This is a genomic window from Rhodanobacter sp. KK11 (genome assembly GCF_033345435.1).
Classification (GTDB): Bacteria; Pseudomonadota; Gammaproteobacteria; order Xanthomonadales; family Rhodanobacteraceae; genus Rhodanobacter.
In genome coordinates, this window is the sequence record NZ_JAWPMI010000001.1 from 396,332 (window position 1) to 412,575 (window position 16,244).

Sequence of the window (16,244 nt, forward strand, 5' to 3'; positions counted from 1 at the left end):
CTCCCGATCCATCCAGTGCCGGGCGCTGCTCGTCCGGCGCCGGCCGATGATCGGCGCCCGCAGCCGCAGGCAGCGGCGCGAGTCCGGCATCGGCATCTCTCCGTGAAGCCGCCGCAGCCGTGGCGGGGCAATCACCCGCTGAAGGAAATCGTCACATGATCCAGCTGGATGCCGTGCAGACCCTGGCCTTCGGCGGCGTGGTGCTGTTCGCCGGTTACGCCCTGTGCCGGCTGATCCCCGTGCTGGGCCGCTACAACATTCCCGAGCCGGTGGTCGGCGGCCTGGTGATGGCCTTGGTCGCACTGGTGGCGTATCGCTTCGATACCACCCTGGTCGCATTCGACACCAGTTTGCAGCAGCCGCTGATGGTGGCGTTCTTCACCACCGTGGGCGTCAATGCCAGCCTGTCGCTGTTGCGCGTCAGCGGTCGCCAGGTGATGGTGCTGCTGGCGCTGGCCAGCGTGTTCGCGGTGCTGCAGAACCTGTTGGGCATCAGCGTCGCGACCGCGTTCGGCCTGCATCCGCTGTTCGGCGTGCTGGCCGGTTCCACCACGCTGACCGGCGGCCCGGCGACCGGGCTGGCGTTTGCGCCGCTGTTCGAGCAGGCCGGCGTGGGGGGCGCCGAGTCGATCGCGATCAGTTCGGCGATGGCCGGCATCATCTGCGGCGGCGTGATCGGCGGTCCGGTGATCACCCTGCTGATCCGGCGCTTCAGGCTTCGCCCCGACAGTGGTGTTGCCGGCGTGCCCGGTGGTGGCGGGGCGGCCACGTTGCAGGTCGATGAACCGCAGGATGACGCCGGACGCGAGTTTGCCGCGCTCAAGAGCATCGTGATCATCCTGATCGCGATGTGGGCAGGCGGCTGGGTCGGGCAGGGTTTCGCGGCACTGGGGTTGACCCTGCCGGCGTACATCGGCGCGATGCTGGTGGGCGCGCTGATCCGCAACATCGACGACTACACCGGATGGATCGGCTTGTCCGTGCGCAGCACCGACGTGATCGGCAACGTCGCCCTGGCGATGTTCCTTGCGGTGGCGCTGATGAACCTGCACCTGTGGGAGCTCTCGGGGCTGGCGCTGCCGCTGATGGTCAATCTCGCGCTGCAGGTCGTGCTGGTGGTGCTGTTCTGCATCCCGGTATTTCGCCTGATGGGCCGCGACTACGATGCGGCGGTGATGGGCGGGGGGTTCATCGGCTTCATGCTGGGCACCACCGCCAATGCGATGGCGGTGATGCGCACGCTGGTGGAGCGCTACGGCGTGGCGCCGCGGGCGTTCCTGGTGGCGCCGCTGGTCGGCGCGTTCTTCATCGACTTCACCAATGCGCTGATCATCACCGGGTTCCTGAATTTCTGGCGCTGAGCGGTCGACCATAACCGCAGGTTAGTCCATGCCGATATAAAGCGATGAGGCAACGGATGGCTTGCCCGCTAGGCTAGGCGCATGTTCGACAACGCCCACATTCGCTGTCCGCGCCGTGCGTTTTGCCGGCCGGTGCCGATGCCGAAGCGGGACCGGATGACTGCCGGTCCGGGACGCGGAAGCGACGGGCGTCTGCCGGATCGATGACCGTGCAAACGCCACTCGAACCCGCGGGGCCTTCCATGACGACGATCGATCCAGAGTCAGCGGCGCCCCTGGCCGGTGCGTATGCGCCGGCCGACGAGGGCACGGTGGACGTCGCCGTGCTGGGTGCAGGCGTGGTCGGCATGGCCACCGCCTATGCGGCGGCGCGCCGCGGCCTGTCGGTACGCCTGGTCGATCGCGCGACCGGCCCTGCACGGGGTACCTCGTTCGCCAACGGTGCCCAGCTGAGTTACGTCTATACCGACGCGCTGGGCAGCCCGGTGCTGTGGAAACATCTGCCGCAGCTTCTGCTGGGTCTGGATCCGGTGTTCCGCATGCACTGGCTGTTCGATCCGGATTCGCTGAAGTGGGGCCTGGCCTTTCTGCGCAACACGACGGCATCGCGGTTTCGCGAGAACACCCTGGCGGTGCTTGAGCTGGCGATGGAATCGAAGTCGGCGATGGATGCGCTGCTGCAGCGGCATCGGATCGAGTTCAACCATTCGGCGCCCGGCAAGATGCACCTGTACCACGACGCCGGCGCGCTGCGCCGGGCGCAGGCGGTGGCCGCCATCAAGCAGCGGCACGGCGTGATGCAGCAGGTGCTGTCGCCGCGCGAGGCAGCGGCGATCGAGCCGGCGCTGGAAGGCGTCGCGGGCCTGGTCGGCGTGCTGCATTCGCCGCAGGAGGAAGTGGGCGACCCGCATCGCTTCTGCGTCGAGCTGCTGCGCGTGCTGCGCGGGCAATACGGCGTGCAGGCGTGCTTCGAAACCGATGTCGATGATCTGCTGCGCGAGCCGGATGCGATCACGCTGACGACCCGCGACGGCCGGCGCCTGCGCTCGCGGCAGCTGGTGGTATGCGCGGGGGTGGAGTCGGCGCAGCTGGCGCGCAGGCTCGGCATCCGCATGCCGCTGATGCCGATGAAGGGGTACTCCTTCACCACCCGCTGCGGTCCGCACACGCCGGTCACCAGCATCACCGACACCACGCGCAAGCTGGTGTTCTGCCGCCTCGGCGATCACCTGCGGGTGGCTGGCCTGGCCGAACTGGGCGTGCGCGACGCGGCGGTGGACCCCGAGCGCAGCGATCTGCTGGTGGCCCTGGCGCGCGCATCGCTGCCCGCCGCCGCGGACTATGACGCCATCGAAAGCCGCTGGGCCGGCTTGCGTCCGATGACGCCGTCGTCGATGCCGATCATGCGCCGGGTGCAGGGCGGCATCGTGTTCAACGTCGGCCACGGCATGCTGGGCTGGACGCTCGCCATGGGCGCGGGCGAGCGGGCAGCCGCATTGCTGGCGCAGCGCTGACCGCACGGCACCGGCGCGCGCGTTGCGGAAAATCCGTGGACGCTCGTGCCGCAGATCGCGCTGGCTCTGCTCGGCGCTTGGGCGGTGGTGCTGACCCTGTCCGGCAGCTTCAACCCGCTGTCCAACTACACCACGGTGGGCGAGTGGCTGGGCCACGTGTTCGGCATCGGCGCGCTGTTCTGGTACCGCAAGCATTTCATCGACCAGCCGGCGCCGTATCAGGTCCGTTCTACCCGCTGCTGCCGCTGATCTTCGTGATCGCCGCGTCCGGCATGCCGGTGTACTACGGCTGGCGCTGGCTGGAATGCTGAGTGGTGTTCTCGCGGGCGGTAGTGGCCCCGGCCCGCGCAACGCCGGCTACTTGGCGCGCCTGAGCGTGTAGTAGACGGTAGGCGAGCCGCGCCGCACCAGGGTGAGCGTGTTGCCGCCCTGGCCCAGCGCCATCTTCAGCGTGTCCGATGCCGGGCCGCGCCACGTGTAGGACGTGGTGATGACGCTGCCGTTCTGCTGCCACGTGCCCTTGGTCGCGTTGAGGATGCCGCCGATGGTCAGTGTCTGGTCGTAGCTGCCGTCCGGCTTGAACACCAGTCGTCCGCTGACGTCGCGGTGCTCGCTTTGCACTCCGCTGCCGTCCGCGAACGCCACTGCCTGGTAAAGCCACGTGTCGACGATGGATGCGATGGCCGCGGGCGGCTCATGCGGCGCGGGCGGTGCCAGCGGCGTCGCGGGCGGTGCCGGGCGTGGCGGCTCGGATGGTTCGACCGGCGGTGCCGGCTGCACCGTCGTGGCCGGTGGCGATGGGCGGGCAGGCTGAGGATGCGCTGGTACGGCGGTGCCGCCGCTGCCGCCCGCCCACTCGACTCCCAGGGGATTGGCCCCGGCGGCGGGTGCGGATGCGGCCGTGCGGTTTTCCCGCCATTCCACCTCCAGGCCGCCTGCGGGCGAACGAGCTGGCGGCGGCGTCACCTGGCCGCCTTGCCAGCCGACGTCCAGTCCCGCCGACGGCGTGCGCGGGGAGGACGCCGAAGCGCCCCCCTGCCATTCGACCCCGAGCGGATTGGATGCCGGCACCTGCGATGCGGGTGGAGCGGATGTGCGCTGCGGGCGCGGCTGGCCGGTCGGCATCTTGATGCGCGCGGGAGTGACCCACTCATCCCACGAGCTGTCATAGCCATCGTAGCGGACCAGGTACCGCCCGGCGTTGGCCTGCAGGATACGCGCGCCGAACCAGCGTCCTTTCCACTCCACCTGCACGGCGTCGCCGGAACGCAGCGGCGGCGCGGATGCCGATGAGCCCGCCGGTGCGCCGCCGATGCGCGTGCCGGTGGCGGCGTGGCCGCCGACACCGCCGAACAGCACCACGAGGCGGTCGCCGTCGGAATGGTAGAACTCGTATTCGCCACCTGCCGGATGCACGATGCGGTAGTAGCGGCGCCCGGCCTGGTGGTGCCATGGCTGCACTTCCTCGAGACGACCCTGGCGGTCGCCCCAGCGATAGCGTCCGTCGCGGGCAATCTCCACCCGGTTCATCGCTGCCCCCGGCTGGTATTCCTGGTGGATCGATCGGCCGTCGGTGCGGTACTGCACCGCACCCGGTATCCAGATCTCCCAGTCGCCCACGATGCGCGGGTCGACGGGGCCGGGATTGGGCACCGCGGTCGCGCGCTGCATCTGCGCGGGGTCGACACGTTCGCCGGCGCACAGAGGCGTGCTGGCGAGCATGGCAGGCAAGGCAAGGCCGAGCAGCAGGCGCGGCCAGTGGATCGGGTTCATCGTCACTCCCTCCGGGATGGTGATGGTCGGGTTTCCTGCGTTACCGCGCGTACATCGCGATGAAGCATCGGCCAGATTGCCGCGTGCTTCCAGCCCCCGCCGGCTTTCATTCGGTGGTGCCGGCGGACGGCAGCGCTCACGGCACGCTGTGCGCGCAGGCGACCCGCTCCGGAACACGTGAGGCAACCATCCGCTTCACGCCGCCGGCCGAGCGCCTGCGGCAGCTTGCGGGCGATATCGCGACGTGGTGGCGACCGGCTTCAGCCAGGCCGCGCGATACTTCGCTTTTCGTCGCAGGTTGCGGGCTCATGAAATCGATGGCTTTCATCGCTGGCTGGATGGTGCTCGCCCTCGGCGGTTGCCGGAACGATGCGCCGGTGGCCGTGATCGACCTGGCACAGCCAGGATCCGCCGCGTTGGTCGCTTTCGACCAGGTACGGCACGAAGGCGCAGCGCGTAGCAAGGGCGAGGCTCGTCTGCAGCGCTACGTGTTCCAGCCAGGCGCACGGCCGCAGGTGGTCGTGTCCGGCGCAGGCGATGGCTGGGACTGGCCCGGCGGCAGCGAACTGCGCATACCGGTGCAGAACGCGATGCCGTGGGCGGTCACGCTGACCATCGACATCGACGGGGCGAACCAGGAGCGGCGCCTGCACACGCAGATCGGCCTGCCGGCCGGGCCGGCACAGACGCTGGTGATCCCCCTGCACGCGACCAGCCCGCGCGCCATGGGCATGCAGGCCGCGCCGCCGATGCCGTTCGACGACCACGGCCGCGCCATCCTGCTTGCCACCACGGTGGAAGGCGGCCTCGATCCGCGTACGGTGCGCGCGCTGCGGTTCGGCATCCCGGCGCCGCAGGCCGCGCAAACCCTGCTGCTTGGCACGATCGACGTCGTGCCGGGCGGGACCGCGCTGCGCGACGCCTACACCGGCATCGTCGACCGCTACGGACAATACGTGCGCGGGCGCTGGCCGGAGAAAGTCGACTCCGACGACGCGCTGCGCGCCGCCGTGCGGGTGGCCCCGGCCGGATCGAGGCCGGCCGGCCTCGATCGCTACGGCGGACGTCTGGACGTCCAAAGCCTGGACCGGACCGGCTGGTTCCATACGCACAAGCGCGACGGCCGCTGGCACCTGGTGACGCCCGACGGCCACGCATTCTTCTCGCTCGGCGTCAACGCAGTGATCACCGACGGCGGGCGCAGCTATGTCGAGGGCCGCGAGTTCATGTTCCGCGACCTGCCGCCGGACCGCGGCGCGTGGGCCGCTTTCTACGGCAGCGGCGACGACCGCAGCGAAGACCAGGGCGCCAGCCGGGGCATCGGCTACAACCACGGCCGCTGGTTCGATTTCTACGCGGCGAACCTGTATCGCGTCGATGGCCGCGACTGGCTGGCCGCATGGCGCACGCGCGCGCTGGACCGGTTGCAGGCCTGGGGTTTCAACACCCTCGGCAACTGGAGCGACGATGCGCTGGGCCAGGCGCACCGGCTGCCGTACACGCGCTCGATCGAGATCGCCGGCGACTACGCCAACGTTTCCAGCGGCTACGACTACTGGGGCCGCATGCCCGACCCGTTCGACCCGCGCTTCGTGCAAGCCGCCGAGCGCGCGGTGGCCAAGGCCAGCGAAGGCGTGCGCGACGATCCCTGGTTGCTCGGCTACTTCGCCGACAACGAACTGGCCTGGGCCGGCGCGGGTCCGCAGGGCCGCTGGGGGCTGGCGCTGGGCACGCTGGCCGGCGAGGCGAACAGCCCCGCCAAGCGGGCCTTCATCGCCGACCTCAAGGCGAAGTACCGCACGCCGGGGCAGTTGGCCGCGGCGTGGGGCATTGCGCTCGCCTCATGGCAGGCGCTCGACGCCACCGGCTTCGCCGCGCCCGCGCCGAGCGAGGCGCATCCGGCGATCGAGCGCGACTACAGAGCGTGGCTGCGCCGCTACGCCGACCAGTACTTCCGCAGCGTGGCGCAGGCGATCCGTCGCCACGACCCGCACCACCTGTTCCTCGGCGGCCGCTTCGCAGTGCACACTCCCGAAGCCGTCGCCGCCTGCGCCGCGTACTGCGACGTGCTCAGCTTCAACGTCTACGCCGACCTGCCGCAGCACGGCCTCGACGCCGCTGCGATGCATGCATTGGACAAACCCGTGCTGATCAGCGAATTCCATTTCGGCTCCGACGACCGCGGCCCGTTCGGCAAGGGCGTGGTGTCGGTGTGGAACGAGCAGCAACGCGGTGAAGCCTATGCGAGGTTCATCGCTGCCGCGGCTGGCGATCCGGATATCGTTGGTGCGCACTGGTTCCAGTACACCGACCAACCGGTCACCGGCCGCCTGCTCGACGGCGAGAACAGCCATATCGGGCTGGTGGGGATCACGGATATTCCGTTTGACGGGTTTGTCGAGGCGGTGCGAGGGATGAATGTGAAGGCTGCCCATTCGAGTGAATGAGATGGTACGACGCGCTATGGAGCTGGAGGGAGTTGAGTTGGGGTGGTCGCTGGATTTATTGCCTCAACTTTTTTTGTGCGTGTAGCGCACATTTGCAGTTTCGATGTCTATATGCTGCAGGAGCGGTGGTCCCCCCCCTTGCCAATCGCTATGCGGATAGGTCAACTCCCAGTAGCGATAATCAACGGGGTCTTGGTATAGGATCTGCCACCCAGTAATGTCTGTTGCTAGCTTTTTCAGCACATTTTGTGTCAAGTATTCAATGCGACTGCAAGTCTCATCAGGAATTAAACATCCATCTTCTCGGAAGCCCCATTGACCCTCAAGGCGAGTTTCGGACGACTTCAATGAAGTGTACGCAGTCATTGGACGGTCCTCGTCACAGCGGTAGAAGGCACCGGGCCATTGGGAATTACAAACTCGGAGGCACCACCCAGGGTTCTACCCTTTCCAACGAAGCCGGGGTTCGAACGATTCACTGGTGACGCTATGCCGCTTAGACCTGATGATGGAAACTCGATGACGCTGTAACCCGTAGAGCTCATAGGGATCGTGAGCTTTTGCGAAATCTGCTGTGCTGATAATCCTCTTATCTGGGCGGCATTTGTTACAAAAACGTCAGCCGCTGCCGGCGCTCCAAGAGTAGATGTCTTCAGTCCAGCAGGCACAACTCTCGCCAGAGTTCCAGGAATCGGATTGGCCACAACCGACCTATCGTCAGTAGCCAGCGCTTTTGCTGCCCCAACGATAACGGCACCGATCATCATGCCCGCAGCTTGCTGATCGTTCGAAGCCGCCAACGGCTCACCTTCAGACGATACTAGTGAATCGCGCAGATCACCGAGGCCATTCGCGATTGCTTTGCCGATGCCAATTGATACCTCATTCACATCTTTGGCGGCTGCTTTTGCGGATGGATTATTACCAATGCAGTGGCTCTTTTGTAGAACACAACCGGCTTCACGGCCATCAGGGTCGATGTTGACGACAGGGTTGTTATTGGCATAAGCGTAGCGACTGAAGTTAAAAGCGTTGCCTGCGCTCGGAGGGACAGGGTCGAGGCTCAGAAACCTTCCCGTTCCTGAATCGTAATAGCGCGCCTGCATATACACGAGTCCGGTATCCGGATCGTTCACATGCCCGGTGTAACCCGGTCCGTCCGGTGCCGGACTCATGCCCGCTACTGTCGTGCCATACGGCGCGTAGTCGTATGTGGCAATGATGTTGCCGCTGGCATCGGTCTTGGCCAGCACCGTGCCCTGCGGATCGGTGTAGTAGTAGTGGTGCGTGCCGGCGTGTGACAAGCCAGAGAAAAGCAGAATCAATAAACTGCCCATCCACTGGCGGTTGAACCATCTTCCCCTACGATCGCCCATATCCCTTCCCCTTGGCGTTACTCCGATATCGTCGGAGCAGCCTACACCCGCGCCTGAGCTCCTTGGCAAGAGTCAATCGCGTCGCCAGATCTCGTTTCTGCGTTCCCGCCGCCGATGCTCGCCCTCGGCCATTGCCTTGAACCGGTTCAGCGACTGCAGCCAGAGCGGGTCGTGACTGGCCTCGTTCTCGCTCTTGGCGTCGGGTACGCGGTTGAACGGGATGCGCATGGGAGCGGCGTCGTGTTCGAGTGCCAGCTGCATGCTGCCGAAGTAGAGTTTGTTGTAGCCGAACTTCGCGTTGATGCGGTCGAGCACGGCGTCGACGCGATCGTCGCCGTGCGCGGGGACGAACAGCGAGCCGCTGCTTTGCGTGCGCGGCACCAGGCGCATCAGGGTCACGCTGACCGACAGCGGCGTGGCGTCGGCTGGACCGGGCCACTCCTGCGCGTCCTGCGCTCGCGGCACTCGGGCATCCATGCCCAGTGGTAATGGCCGGTTGCCGCTGTCGAGCATGCCGCTCAGCAGGTGCAGCAGCGCGCGGCTGTCGTCGGTGGGGTCGAAGGCGAGGTCGCGTTCCCAGCGCTGGTCGTGGCCGAGGAAGCGGATGCGCACGGCCATGGCGCCGCTGAGCATTTCCTCGCGGCGCATGCGCATGGCGGCCTTCACCAGCAGCTTCTTCAGCACCGCGCGGGCGCCCATCGGCGTGCGCAGTTCCGGGCCGAGCACGTGCGAGTGGCCGATCGAGCCGCGCACGGTCGGCGCGGCGGGCAGCCAGGCTCCGCGCAGCAGGCTCCACATGCGCTCGCCCTCGATGCCGCCCCAGACGCGGCGCAGCAGCAGTTTCGAGGCGGCGGTGAGCTGGGCCACGCTGGTGATGCCGGCTTCGTGCAGGCGCGCTTCCATCGACGGGCCGATGCCGCACAGGTCGCGCAGCTTCAGTCCATGCAGTGCGTGCGGCAGGTCGGCCAGCTCGATCACGGTGAGGCCGTCGGGCTTCTGCATGTCCGAGGCGGTCTTGGCCAGGAAGTCGTTCGGCGCGATGCCGATCGAGCAGCGGATCGCGCCGCCGGGCGCGGCCAGCGCGATCTCGTCTTTCACCTGTCGCGCGATCTGCTCGGCGACCTCGCGCCGGCGCCGGCGGCCGACCAGTTCGCAGGCGACCTCGTCGATCGAGCCGACGCGACCGACCGGGATCGCGCGGTCGATCGCCTGCATCAGCCGGTGGTGCCAGTGCACGTAGCGTTCCGGCCGCGCCACGCGGATGGCGATGCCGGGGCACAGCCGGCGCGCCTCGCGCACCAGGGTGCCGGTGCCCACGCCGCACGCCTTCGCCTCGTAGCTGGCGGCGATCAGGCTGGTGGTCTCGGCGGCTACCGGCGCCACGCCGACCGGACGCCCGCGCAGGCTCGGGTCCTCGTGCTGCTCGACCGAGGCGAAGTAGCTGTTGAAGTCGACGAACAGGCTGCGCAGGCTCATGGCACATCTCTTGGAGCCGATGGTATGGCGCGGGCGGATCTCGCCGCGGGAGACGCCGGCGCGGATCATCGGTTAGGCTGGCGCCACCGCCGGGGAGAGCGGGTGGCCGGGGTGCCGTCCGGGCGGTTTTCCTTCCACTGACAGGGGGTTGTATGGGTACTTCGACGTTGGCCGCGCTGGCCGGCATGGGCTTGTTCGCGATCGTGGTGATGATCGTGGTGGGTATCGCGCTGGCGGCGCTGGTGCTGAGCGTGGCGTTCCGGCTGGCGGTCGGCTACATGCCGTCCTACCTGCGTGCGCTGGGGGCGGTGGTGCTGACCTGGATCGCGGGCGCCGTGGCGATGGTCGTCATCGGCATGGTCAGTTCCGGTGGCGCTGGCGGGTTCCTGTCGCTGGCCGTGCAATTCCTGGTCGGCGCTGCCGTGGTGAACTACCTGCTGCTGTCGCAGAACGGCAGCCAGATCGGTTTCGGCAAGGCCTGCGTGGTGCAGGTGATCTACCTGGTGATCTTCCTCGTGCTGGCGTTGATCTTCGCTGCGTTGGCGGCGGTGTTCTTCGGCGGCATGCTGGCCCACGCGTGAGCTTGTGCGAGAGGCGGAGCGATCCGCCTTTCGCATCTCGAAGCGGATTTCAGGCCAGGCTGGTGGCCACGCCGAAGCCGATCGCCATGATCGCCGCCACCGCCATGCAGGCGCTGCCGGGGCGGATGCGGCGGGCGTCGATGCGCGGCACCAGCCGCCACAGCAGCACGCTGCCGATCAGCATGTCCAGCACCAGCGCGCCGCGCAGCATGCCGGACTCCAGCAGCGCGGCATAGGGCGGATGCAGCCGGCCTTCGTAGGCGGCCACGCCGACCACCAGCAGCAGGCCGGCCAGGGTCCACAGCAGACAGGCCAGATACACGCGGTTGAACACCACCGCGCAGCGCTCGGCCCAGCGCAGCACGCACCAGCCGACCAGGGCAAACGCCAGCGCGGCCATGCTGCTGTACAGCACCCACCAGAGCAGGCTGCTGATCACGGTGAGCAAGGTGGTCATGTGACTTGCTTGAACCCCAGTTTGCGCAGCAGCTTGGCCATCAGCCAGGCCGGGCCGATCAGCAGGTAGGAAAGATCGGTGAGGAAGCTCGGCTTGCGCCCTTCGAACTTGTGCCCGATGAACTGGCCGATCCAGGCGACCACGAACACGCCGATCGCCAGGTAGCAGAGCTGCGCGGCGCCGAGTCGCCAGTACAGGTAGTTGGTGAGCAGGCCGAGCAGGGCGAACGCGATCAGCAGGCCGACCGCCAGCCGGTGCGAGCGCTTCCAGTACCAGTAGAACGCCAGCACCATCACCAGCACCGCCCACGCGCCGGGGCGGGCGAACGTGGCCGGCACCGGCATCGCCCACAGCAGCGCGATCACCGACCACACGATCGGCGGCACGCAGAACCAGTGGAATATCTGGTTGGTCGGGTTCTGATGGTCGCCGCTGTAGCTGTCGAGCCAGTCCTGCATGGTGCGCATGGGCGTTCCCCCCCGGTTGGAAACTTCAGTCGAGCCGGATACCGGCCAGCCGCTGCAGGGCCTCGGCGTACTTGGCGGCGGTGCGGGCGATCACCTCGTCCGGAATCACCGGACCGGGTGCGGTCTTGTTCCAGTGCTGCGTCTCCAGCCAGTCGCGCACGAACTGCTTGTCGTAGCTGGGCGGGCTGATGCCGACCTGGTATTGGTCGGCGGGCCAGAAGCGCGAGGAATCCGGCGTCAGCATCTCGTCCATCACGTAGAGCTTGCCGCTGGCGTCGGTGCCGAATTCGAACTTGGTGTCGGCGATGATGATGCCGCGTTCGGCCGCATAGGCGGCTGCCCAGCGGTAGATCGCCAGGGTGGCGTCGCGCACCTTTTCCGCCAGCTCGCGGCCGACCTTGTCGACCATCGTGTCGAAGCTGACGTTCTGGTCGTGGTCGCCCACCGCGGCCTTGGTCGAGGGGGTGAAGATCGGTTCGGGCAACTGCTGCGCCTGCTTCAGGCCGGCCGGCAGCGCGATGCCGCACAGCGCGCCGGTGGCCTGGTAGTCCTTCCAGCCGGAGCCGATCAGGTAGCCGCGCGCGATCGCCTCCACCGGCACCGGTTGCAGCCGCCGCGTCACCACCGCGCGCTTTTCGTACAGTTTCAGGTCGGTGCCGGGCGGCAGCACCTCGGCCAGCGGCACGTCGAGCAGGTGGTTCGGCACCAGGTGCGCGGTCTTGCCGAACCAGAAATTGGAGATCTGGGTGAGCATCTCGCCCTTGCCGGGGATCGGGTTGGGCATGACCACGTCGAACGCCGACAGCCGGTCCGTGGCGACCATCAGCAGCCGGTCGCCAGGCACCGCGTAGACGTCGCGCACCTTGCCGCGGTGGATCAGCTCGAGGCCGGGCAGGTTCGATTGCGGCAGGGTGGTGGGCACGGCGGCGGGTTCCACGTGGCGGGGAAGCGCCCATTCTAGCCGCTGCGGCCGGGGCGCCGGAAACGCCGCCGCAGGAAATCCGGGCGCGCTGCTAGAATTGGCGACCTTTGGCCCCCATGGGTTGCCGATGCGAATCCTGTTGCCTGCGGCGCTGTGCCTGCTCGCCGCCTTCCCCCTCTGCGCGCAGACGGTGCCGCCGACCCGGCTGGGCCTGTGCGCGGCCTGCCACGGCGCCAATGGCCACGCCAGCATGCCCGGCGTGCCGCATCTGGCCGGGCAGCGGCTGGACTACCTGCGCGACGCGCTGAAGCAGTACCGCGACGGCCGCCGCAACGTGCCAGTGATGCGCGCCGCGATCGGCCCGGTCAGCGACGCCGAACTCGACGCGCTGGCGCGCTGGTACAGCGCGCAGTCGCCGCAGCCGCAGGGGAGTCCATGAGCTACACCTACACGCTGTGGTTCGCCTTCTTCGGCCTGCTGATCGGCCATCTGCCCGGCGCCATCACCGGTGCGGTGATCGGTTTCGTGTTCGACAACCTGCGCTACAGCCAGCGCAAGCACGCCACGCCGGAAGCCGGCGGCTTCGTCGGCCCGCTGTTCACCCTGCTCGGCGCGGTGGCGAAGTCAGACGGCCGCGTGTCGGAGCAGGAAATCGCGATCGCCGAACGGCTGATGACGCGGATGGGCCTGACCGCCGAACAGCGCAAGCAGGCGGTGGCCAGTTTCAATGCCGGCAAGCAACCGGAGTTCGACGTCACCCGGACCATTGCCGAGCTGCGCAGCTGGGTCGGCCTGCGTCGCGACCACGCTTTCCCGGTGCTCGACGTGGTGATCGAGACGGTGCTGGCCGAGGGCAACCCGCCGCCGGAGAAGATGTCGATCCTGCGTCAGCTGGCGTTCGCGCTGCGCATCAGCGACATGGAGCTGATGGCGCTGATGGCGATGAAGGGCTATGCCTGGAACGCCGGCGCCGGCGGGCCACGCGGCCGCGGCCAGGCCCACGGCGGCGGCTACGTGCCGCCGCAGCGTGCGCCGCAGGGACCGGACCCGTACGCGGTGCTCGGCATCGACCGCAACGCCGACGATCGCGCGATCAAGCGCGCCTACCGCAAGCTGATCTCCGAGCACCATCCCGACCGTCTCGGCGACCTGCCCGAAGACATGCGCAGGCGTGCCGAGGCGCGCGCCAGCGAGATCAACGCCGCCTACGACCGGATCAAGGAAGCGCGCGGGTTCAAGTAGACGAGATGTCCTCCCTCCCCTGCGCAGCAGGGGAGGGTTGGGGTGGGGTCGCTCTTGATCTTCGAGTCAAAAGCACCCGCCTCCCGAGCTCCCCCTGCTTGCAGGAGGAGGAGCCAGACGGCAACGTCGTGGCAGACTTCAGCTTTCGCCTCCCATCCCGGCAGCCAACATGACCAAACAATCCCCCGTCATTGCCCCCTCCATCCTCGCCGCCGATTTCGCGCGGCTCGGCGAGGACACTGCCGCGGCGCTGGCCGCCGGTGCCGACTGGGTGCACTTCGACGTGATGGACAACCACTATGTGCCGAACCTCACGATCGGGCCGATGGTGCTGCAGTCGCTGCGCAAGTACGGCATCACCGCACCGGTCGACGTGCACTTGATGGTGAAGCCGGTCGACCGCATCGTGCCGGATTTCGCCAAGGCCGGCGCCAGCCTGATCAGCTTCCATCCGGAGGCGAGCGAACACATCGACCGCACGCTGGGGCTGATCAAGGACTGCGGTTGCCAGGCCGGGCTGGTGTTCAACCCGGCCACGCCGCTGGATTACCTCGACTACGCGATGGACAAGCTCGACCTGATCCTGATCATGTCGGTGAATCCCGGCTTCGGCGGCCAGAAGTTCATCCCCGGTGCGCTGGACAAGCTGCGTCAGGCGCGGCAGCGCATCGACGCCAGCGGCCGCGCGATCCGGCTGGAAATCGACGGCGGCGTCACCGCGCAGAACATCGGCGCGATCGCCGCCGCCGGCGCCGACACCTTCGTGGCCGGCTCGGCGATCTTCCACGCGCCGGATTACGCGGCCGAGATCGCCGCCATGCGCAAGGCGATCGCCTGAGCGTGTCCGCCGCCATGCGCAAGGCGATCGCCTGAGCGTGTCCGCCGCCATGCGCAAGGCGATCGCCTGAGCCTTCCTGCCGCCATGCGTCGTGCCGTCGCCGGATCGCACGCATAAAAATCCCGGCGGGGCGGGTGCCGCGCCGGGACAAACGTCATCGCAGACGTGTGAGGAAACACCATTGATTGGTGTGCCGGCACGACTTCATGGGGAGGGTAGGCGTCGTGCCGGCACGTTCCACGGCAAGAGGAACGGTACCAATCAGTACTACTGACCGGGGCGACCGGGTTTGGTTCCCGGCCGCATCATGAACGGGCGCAGGCCGCGCCGCTGTCGGCTTTCTTCCCGAAAAAATCCCCTCGCAAGGAGGGGAAAAGCAGCCACCATGCTGACGGGATGCGCGTCGTGGAGCGGCTACAGGGGCTGCCAGTCGGGAGCGGGCTGCGCCTGCCCCGCATCCGGCGCGACTCCCTTCGCGCCGGATGCACCGCTGCCTTCCACGGAGAAGGGATCGGACGAGTACGGGTCGAGCCAGGACTGGTCCATGACGCTCGCCTCAAAGGCCGAGCAGCAGCCCGAGCAGCAGCGCGCCGATCGCCAGCGCGGTGCGCAGCGGCTCGAAGCCGTGCAGTTCGGCATTGGGATGCATGCCTGTCTGATCGGGTTTGCGCATGAAGACTGCTCCAGCTCTGAACGTGGAGCCATTGAAATGGCGTGGGAGGCGATGCTGCTGTCCCGGATCGGGCACGCAGGAGGCAGTACATGTCGATTTCGAGGCGGCGGCTTGCCCGATCGTCTGTTGGCGGGTCAGTGGCAACGGGCATAGACTCGAGGCTGGTGTCGACGGGAGAGGGATTTCCGCATGAATCGCATGACTTTCCCCGGATGGGGCAAATGGATGCTGGCTTCTGCCGTGGCCCTTGGCCTGGCAGCGGTCAGCCAGGGCAGTGTTGCCCGCCAGCAGGTTCCACCGGCTGGATCGCCGGCGACAACGGGTGCGGCAGCGCCTGGGCTCAGGGTTCACCGAAGTGTCGAAGAGCTCGCCCAGCTCGATTGCCTGCCGGGCGTCGAACGCTTTCTTCCCGGGGTGTATTACCACTGCGTCGGCGTTCGCGACGTGGCACGCGGGAAGAATGATCGAGCCAGATCGATGCTCCAGATCGCGGCCGGCTGGGGCAGCAAGCCGGCCCAGTTTCTGCTGGGCGTGGGCTACTACAAGGGCGACCTGCAGCCGAGGGATCGCGCTCGCGGACTTGCGTGGCTGAAGCTCGCATCGGAGCGGAAGGATCCGACTTACTTGGCGGTATTCGCCTCTGCGTGGAAGCAGGCCACGCCACGGGAGCAGGCAGACGCCGAGCAATTATGGCGGTCGATGTTGCCGGTTTATGGCGACCAGCGGGCTGCACGCCGGGCGGAATTGCGTTTCAGGCACGAACGCGACGCGTTGCTCGCCAGGCGGCAGACCAACGGTCAGCGGACCTGCATTGCCGGGTTGACCACGGGAAAGATCGAGCCGCTGCCCGTGATGAAGGGGTTCGAGGACAACACTTCGGCTTGCGGCGGTTCGGATGTCGCGGCCGTCTTCGTGGCGGACCGGTTGAACTCCTACGCGGAACAATTGTTCGATGGCTGGAAGGGGCATGTCTCCGTAGGAGACCTTCAGGCAGTGCCAGCCTCGTCCAGATAGCCGCCGAATCAGCTGCTGCCGTGGTCTTTCCGGGGCAAAACCCGGGCAAGCATGTCGCACGGCTTGCGTACGCGCGGCCCGCATAGCACGCTGCGCGCACCAC

General features: G+C 67.6%; 14 protein-coding genes and 1 pseudogene. 9 read left to right on the forward strand and 6 right to left on the reverse strand.

Translation table 11 applies throughout. The annotated features are described in order from the left end of the window. Positions 1 to 155: 155 nt before the first annotated feature. From gltS to R5H19_RS01710, 3 genes and pseudogenes are all read left to right on the forward strand, one after another. A complete protein-coding gene (gltS, locus tag R5H19_RS01700; protein ID WP_318157243.1) occupies positions 156 to 1,361 on the forward strand; it encodes a sodium/glutamate symporter in 1,206 nt (401 codons plus the stop codon). Between the two features lie 242 nt (positions 1,362 to 1,603). Next, on the forward strand, positions 1,604 to 2,875 hold the full coding sequence (locus R5H19_RS01705) for an FAD-dependent oxidoreductase (protein WP_318157244.1): 1,272 nt from the start codon (positions 1,604 to 1,606) through the stop codon (positions 2,873 to 2,875). Between the two features lie 48 nt (positions 2,876 to 2,923). Beyond that, positions 2,924 to 3,186 (forward strand): annotated as a pseudogene (locus R5H19_RS01710) (amino acid permease); the annotation flags it as partial. Between the two features lie 46 nt (positions 3,187 to 3,232). On the opposite strand, the gene R5H19_RS01715 reads toward R5H19_RS01710, so the two are convergent. Continuing rightward, positions 3,233 to 4,648: a Tudor-knot domain-containing protein gene (locus R5H19_RS01715; protein WP_318157245.1), complete on the reverse strand. Its 1,416-nt coding sequence runs from the start codon at positions 4,646 to 4,648 to the stop codon at positions 3,233 to 3,235. 308 nt (positions 4,649 to 4,956) lie between these two features. Here R5H19_RS01715 and R5H19_RS01720 point away from each other — a divergent pair, with 308 nt between their 5' ends. Next, complete coding sequence (locus R5H19_RS01720) at positions 4,957 to 7,095, forward strand: beta-agarase (protein ID WP_318157246.1); 2,139 nt, start codon at positions 4,957 to 4,959, stop codon at positions 7,093 to 7,095. Positions 7,096 to 7,457: 362 nt separating this feature from the next. Here the strand turns inward: R5H19_RS01720 and R5H19_RS01725 are convergent, their stop codons facing one another. Next, positions 7,458 to 8,471 (reverse strand): polymorphic toxin type 10 domain-containing protein, encoded by a 1,014-nt coding sequence (locus R5H19_RS01725; protein ID WP_318157247.1) that lies wholly within the window; start codon positions 8,469 to 8,471, stop codon positions 7,458 to 7,460. 72 nt (positions 8,472 to 8,543) lie between these two features. Beyond that, positions 8,544 to 9,947: a hypothetical protein gene (locus tag R5H19_RS01730; protein ID WP_318157248.1), complete on the reverse strand. Its 1,404-nt coding sequence runs from the start codon at positions 9,945 to 9,947 to the stop codon at positions 8,544 to 8,546. Between the two features lie 152 nt (positions 9,948 to 10,099). On the opposite strand from R5H19_RS01730, the gene R5H19_RS01735 reads away from it, so the two are divergent. Next, complete coding sequence (locus tag R5H19_RS01735; RefSeq protein ID WP_318157249.1) at positions 10,100 to 10,528, forward strand: hypothetical protein; 429 nt, start codon at positions 10,100 to 10,102, stop codon at positions 10,526 to 10,528. 49 nt (positions 10,529 to 10,577) lie between these two features. Here the strand turns inward: R5H19_RS01735 and R5H19_RS01740 are convergent, their stop codons facing one another. From R5H19_RS01740 to R5H19_RS01750, 3 genes are read right to left on the reverse strand one after another with little or no spacing between them, the layout of a single operon-like run. Next, positions 10,578 to 10,985: a hypothetical protein gene (locus R5H19_RS01740; protein WP_318157250.1), complete on the reverse strand. Its 408-nt coding sequence runs from the start codon at positions 10,983 to 10,985 to the stop codon at positions 10,578 to 10,580. Next, positions 10,982 to 11,452 carry an Mpo1-like protein gene (locus tag R5H19_RS01745; RefSeq protein ID WP_318157251.1) on the reverse strand — a complete coding sequence of 157 codons (471 nt, stop codon included), beginning with the start codon at positions 11,450 to 11,452 and terminating at the stop codon, positions 10,982 to 10,984. The genes R5H19_RS01740 and R5H19_RS01745 overlap by 4 nt, the downstream gene beginning before the upstream one ends. 25 nt (positions 11,453 to 11,477) lie before the next feature. Next, entirely contained in the window at positions 11,478 to 12,374 is an 897-nt protein-coding gene (locus tag R5H19_RS01750) for a phosphoribosylaminoimidazolesuccinocarboxamide synthase (RefSeq protein WP_318157252.1), read from the reverse strand. Positions 12,375 to 12,501: 127 nt separating this feature from the next. On the opposite strand from R5H19_RS01750, the gene R5H19_RS01755 reads away from it, so the two are divergent. The 4 genes from R5H19_RS01755 to R5H19_RS01770 all read left to right on the forward strand — a co-directional run bounded on the left by R5H19_RS01755 (position 12,502) and on the right by R5H19_RS01770 (position 16,141). Further along, positions 12,502 to 12,813: a c-type cytochrome gene (locus R5H19_RS01755; protein ID WP_318157253.1), complete on the forward strand. Its 312-nt coding sequence runs from the start codon at positions 12,502 to 12,504 to the stop codon at positions 12,811 to 12,813. Further along, positions 12,810 to 13,616 (forward strand): co-chaperone DjlA, encoded by an 807-nt coding sequence (gene djlA, locus R5H19_RS01760; protein WP_318157254.1) that lies wholly within the window; start codon positions 12,810 to 12,812, stop codon positions 13,614 to 13,616. Before R5H19_RS01755 ends, djlA begins: the two co-directional genes overlap by 4 nt. A 169-nt stretch (positions 13,617 to 13,785) precedes the next feature. Continuing rightward, positions 13,786 to 14,454 carry a ribulose-phosphate 3-epimerase gene (gene rpe, locus R5H19_RS01765; RefSeq protein ID WP_318157255.1) on the forward strand — a complete coding sequence of 223 codons (669 nt, stop codon included), beginning with the start codon at positions 13,786 to 13,788 and terminating at the stop codon, positions 14,452 to 14,454. A gap of 862 nt (positions 14,455 to 15,316) precedes the next feature. After that, complete coding sequence (locus R5H19_RS01770; RefSeq protein ID WP_318157256.1) at positions 15,317 to 16,141, forward strand: hypothetical protein; 825 nt, start codon at positions 15,317 to 15,319, stop codon at positions 16,139 to 16,141. The last annotated feature ends 103 nt before the right edge of the window (positions 16,142 to 16,244 follow it).

Coding starts and splice junctions, on each gene's coding strand:
- gltS (WP_318157243.1), top strand. CDS start 156: ATGATCCAGCTGGATGCCGTGCAGACCCTGGCCTTCGGCGGCGTGGTG.
- R5H19_RS01705 (WP_318157244.1), top strand. CDS start 1,604: ATGACGACGATCGATCCAGAGTCAGCGGCGCCCCTGGCCGGTGCGTAT.
- R5H19_RS01715 (WP_318157245.1), bottom strand. CDS start 4,648: ATGAACCCGATCCACTGGCCGCGCCTGCTGCTCGGCCTTGCCTTGCCT.
- R5H19_RS01720 (WP_318157246.1), top strand. CDS start 4,957: ATGAAATCGATGGCTTTCATCGCTGGCTGGATGGTGCTCGCCCTCGGC.
- R5H19_RS01725 (WP_318157247.1), bottom strand. CDS start 8,471: ATGGGCGATCGTAGGGGAAGATGGTTCAACCGCCAGTGGATGGGCAGT.
- R5H19_RS01730 (WP_318157248.1), bottom strand. CDS start 9,947: ATGAGCCTGCGCAGCCTGTTCGTCGACTTCAACAGCTACTTCGCCTCG.
- R5H19_RS01735 (WP_318157249.1), top strand. CDS start 10,100: ATGGGTACTTCGACGTTGGCCGCGCTGGCCGGCATGGGCTTGTTCGCG.
- R5H19_RS01740 (WP_318157250.1), bottom strand. CDS start 10,985: ATGACCACCTTGCTCACCGTGATCAGCAGCCTGCTCTGGTGGGTGCTG.
- R5H19_RS01745 (WP_318157251.1), bottom strand. CDS start 11,452: ATGCGCACCATGCAGGACTGGCTCGACAGCTACAGCGGCGACCATCAG.
- R5H19_RS01755 (WP_318157253.1), top strand. CDS start 12,502: ATGCGAATCCTGTTGCCTGCGGCGCTGTGCCTGCTCGCCGCCTTCCCC.
- djlA (WP_318157254.1), top strand. CDS start 12,810: ATGAGCTACACCTACACGCTGTGGTTCGCCTTCTTCGGCCTGCTGATC.
- rpe (WP_318157255.1), top strand. CDS start 13,786: ATGACCAAACAATCCCCCGTCATTGCCCCCTCCATCCTCGCCGCCGAT.
- R5H19_RS01770 (WP_318157256.1), top strand. CDS start 15,317: ATGAATCGCATGACTTTCCCCGGATGGGGCAAATGGATGCTGGCTTCT.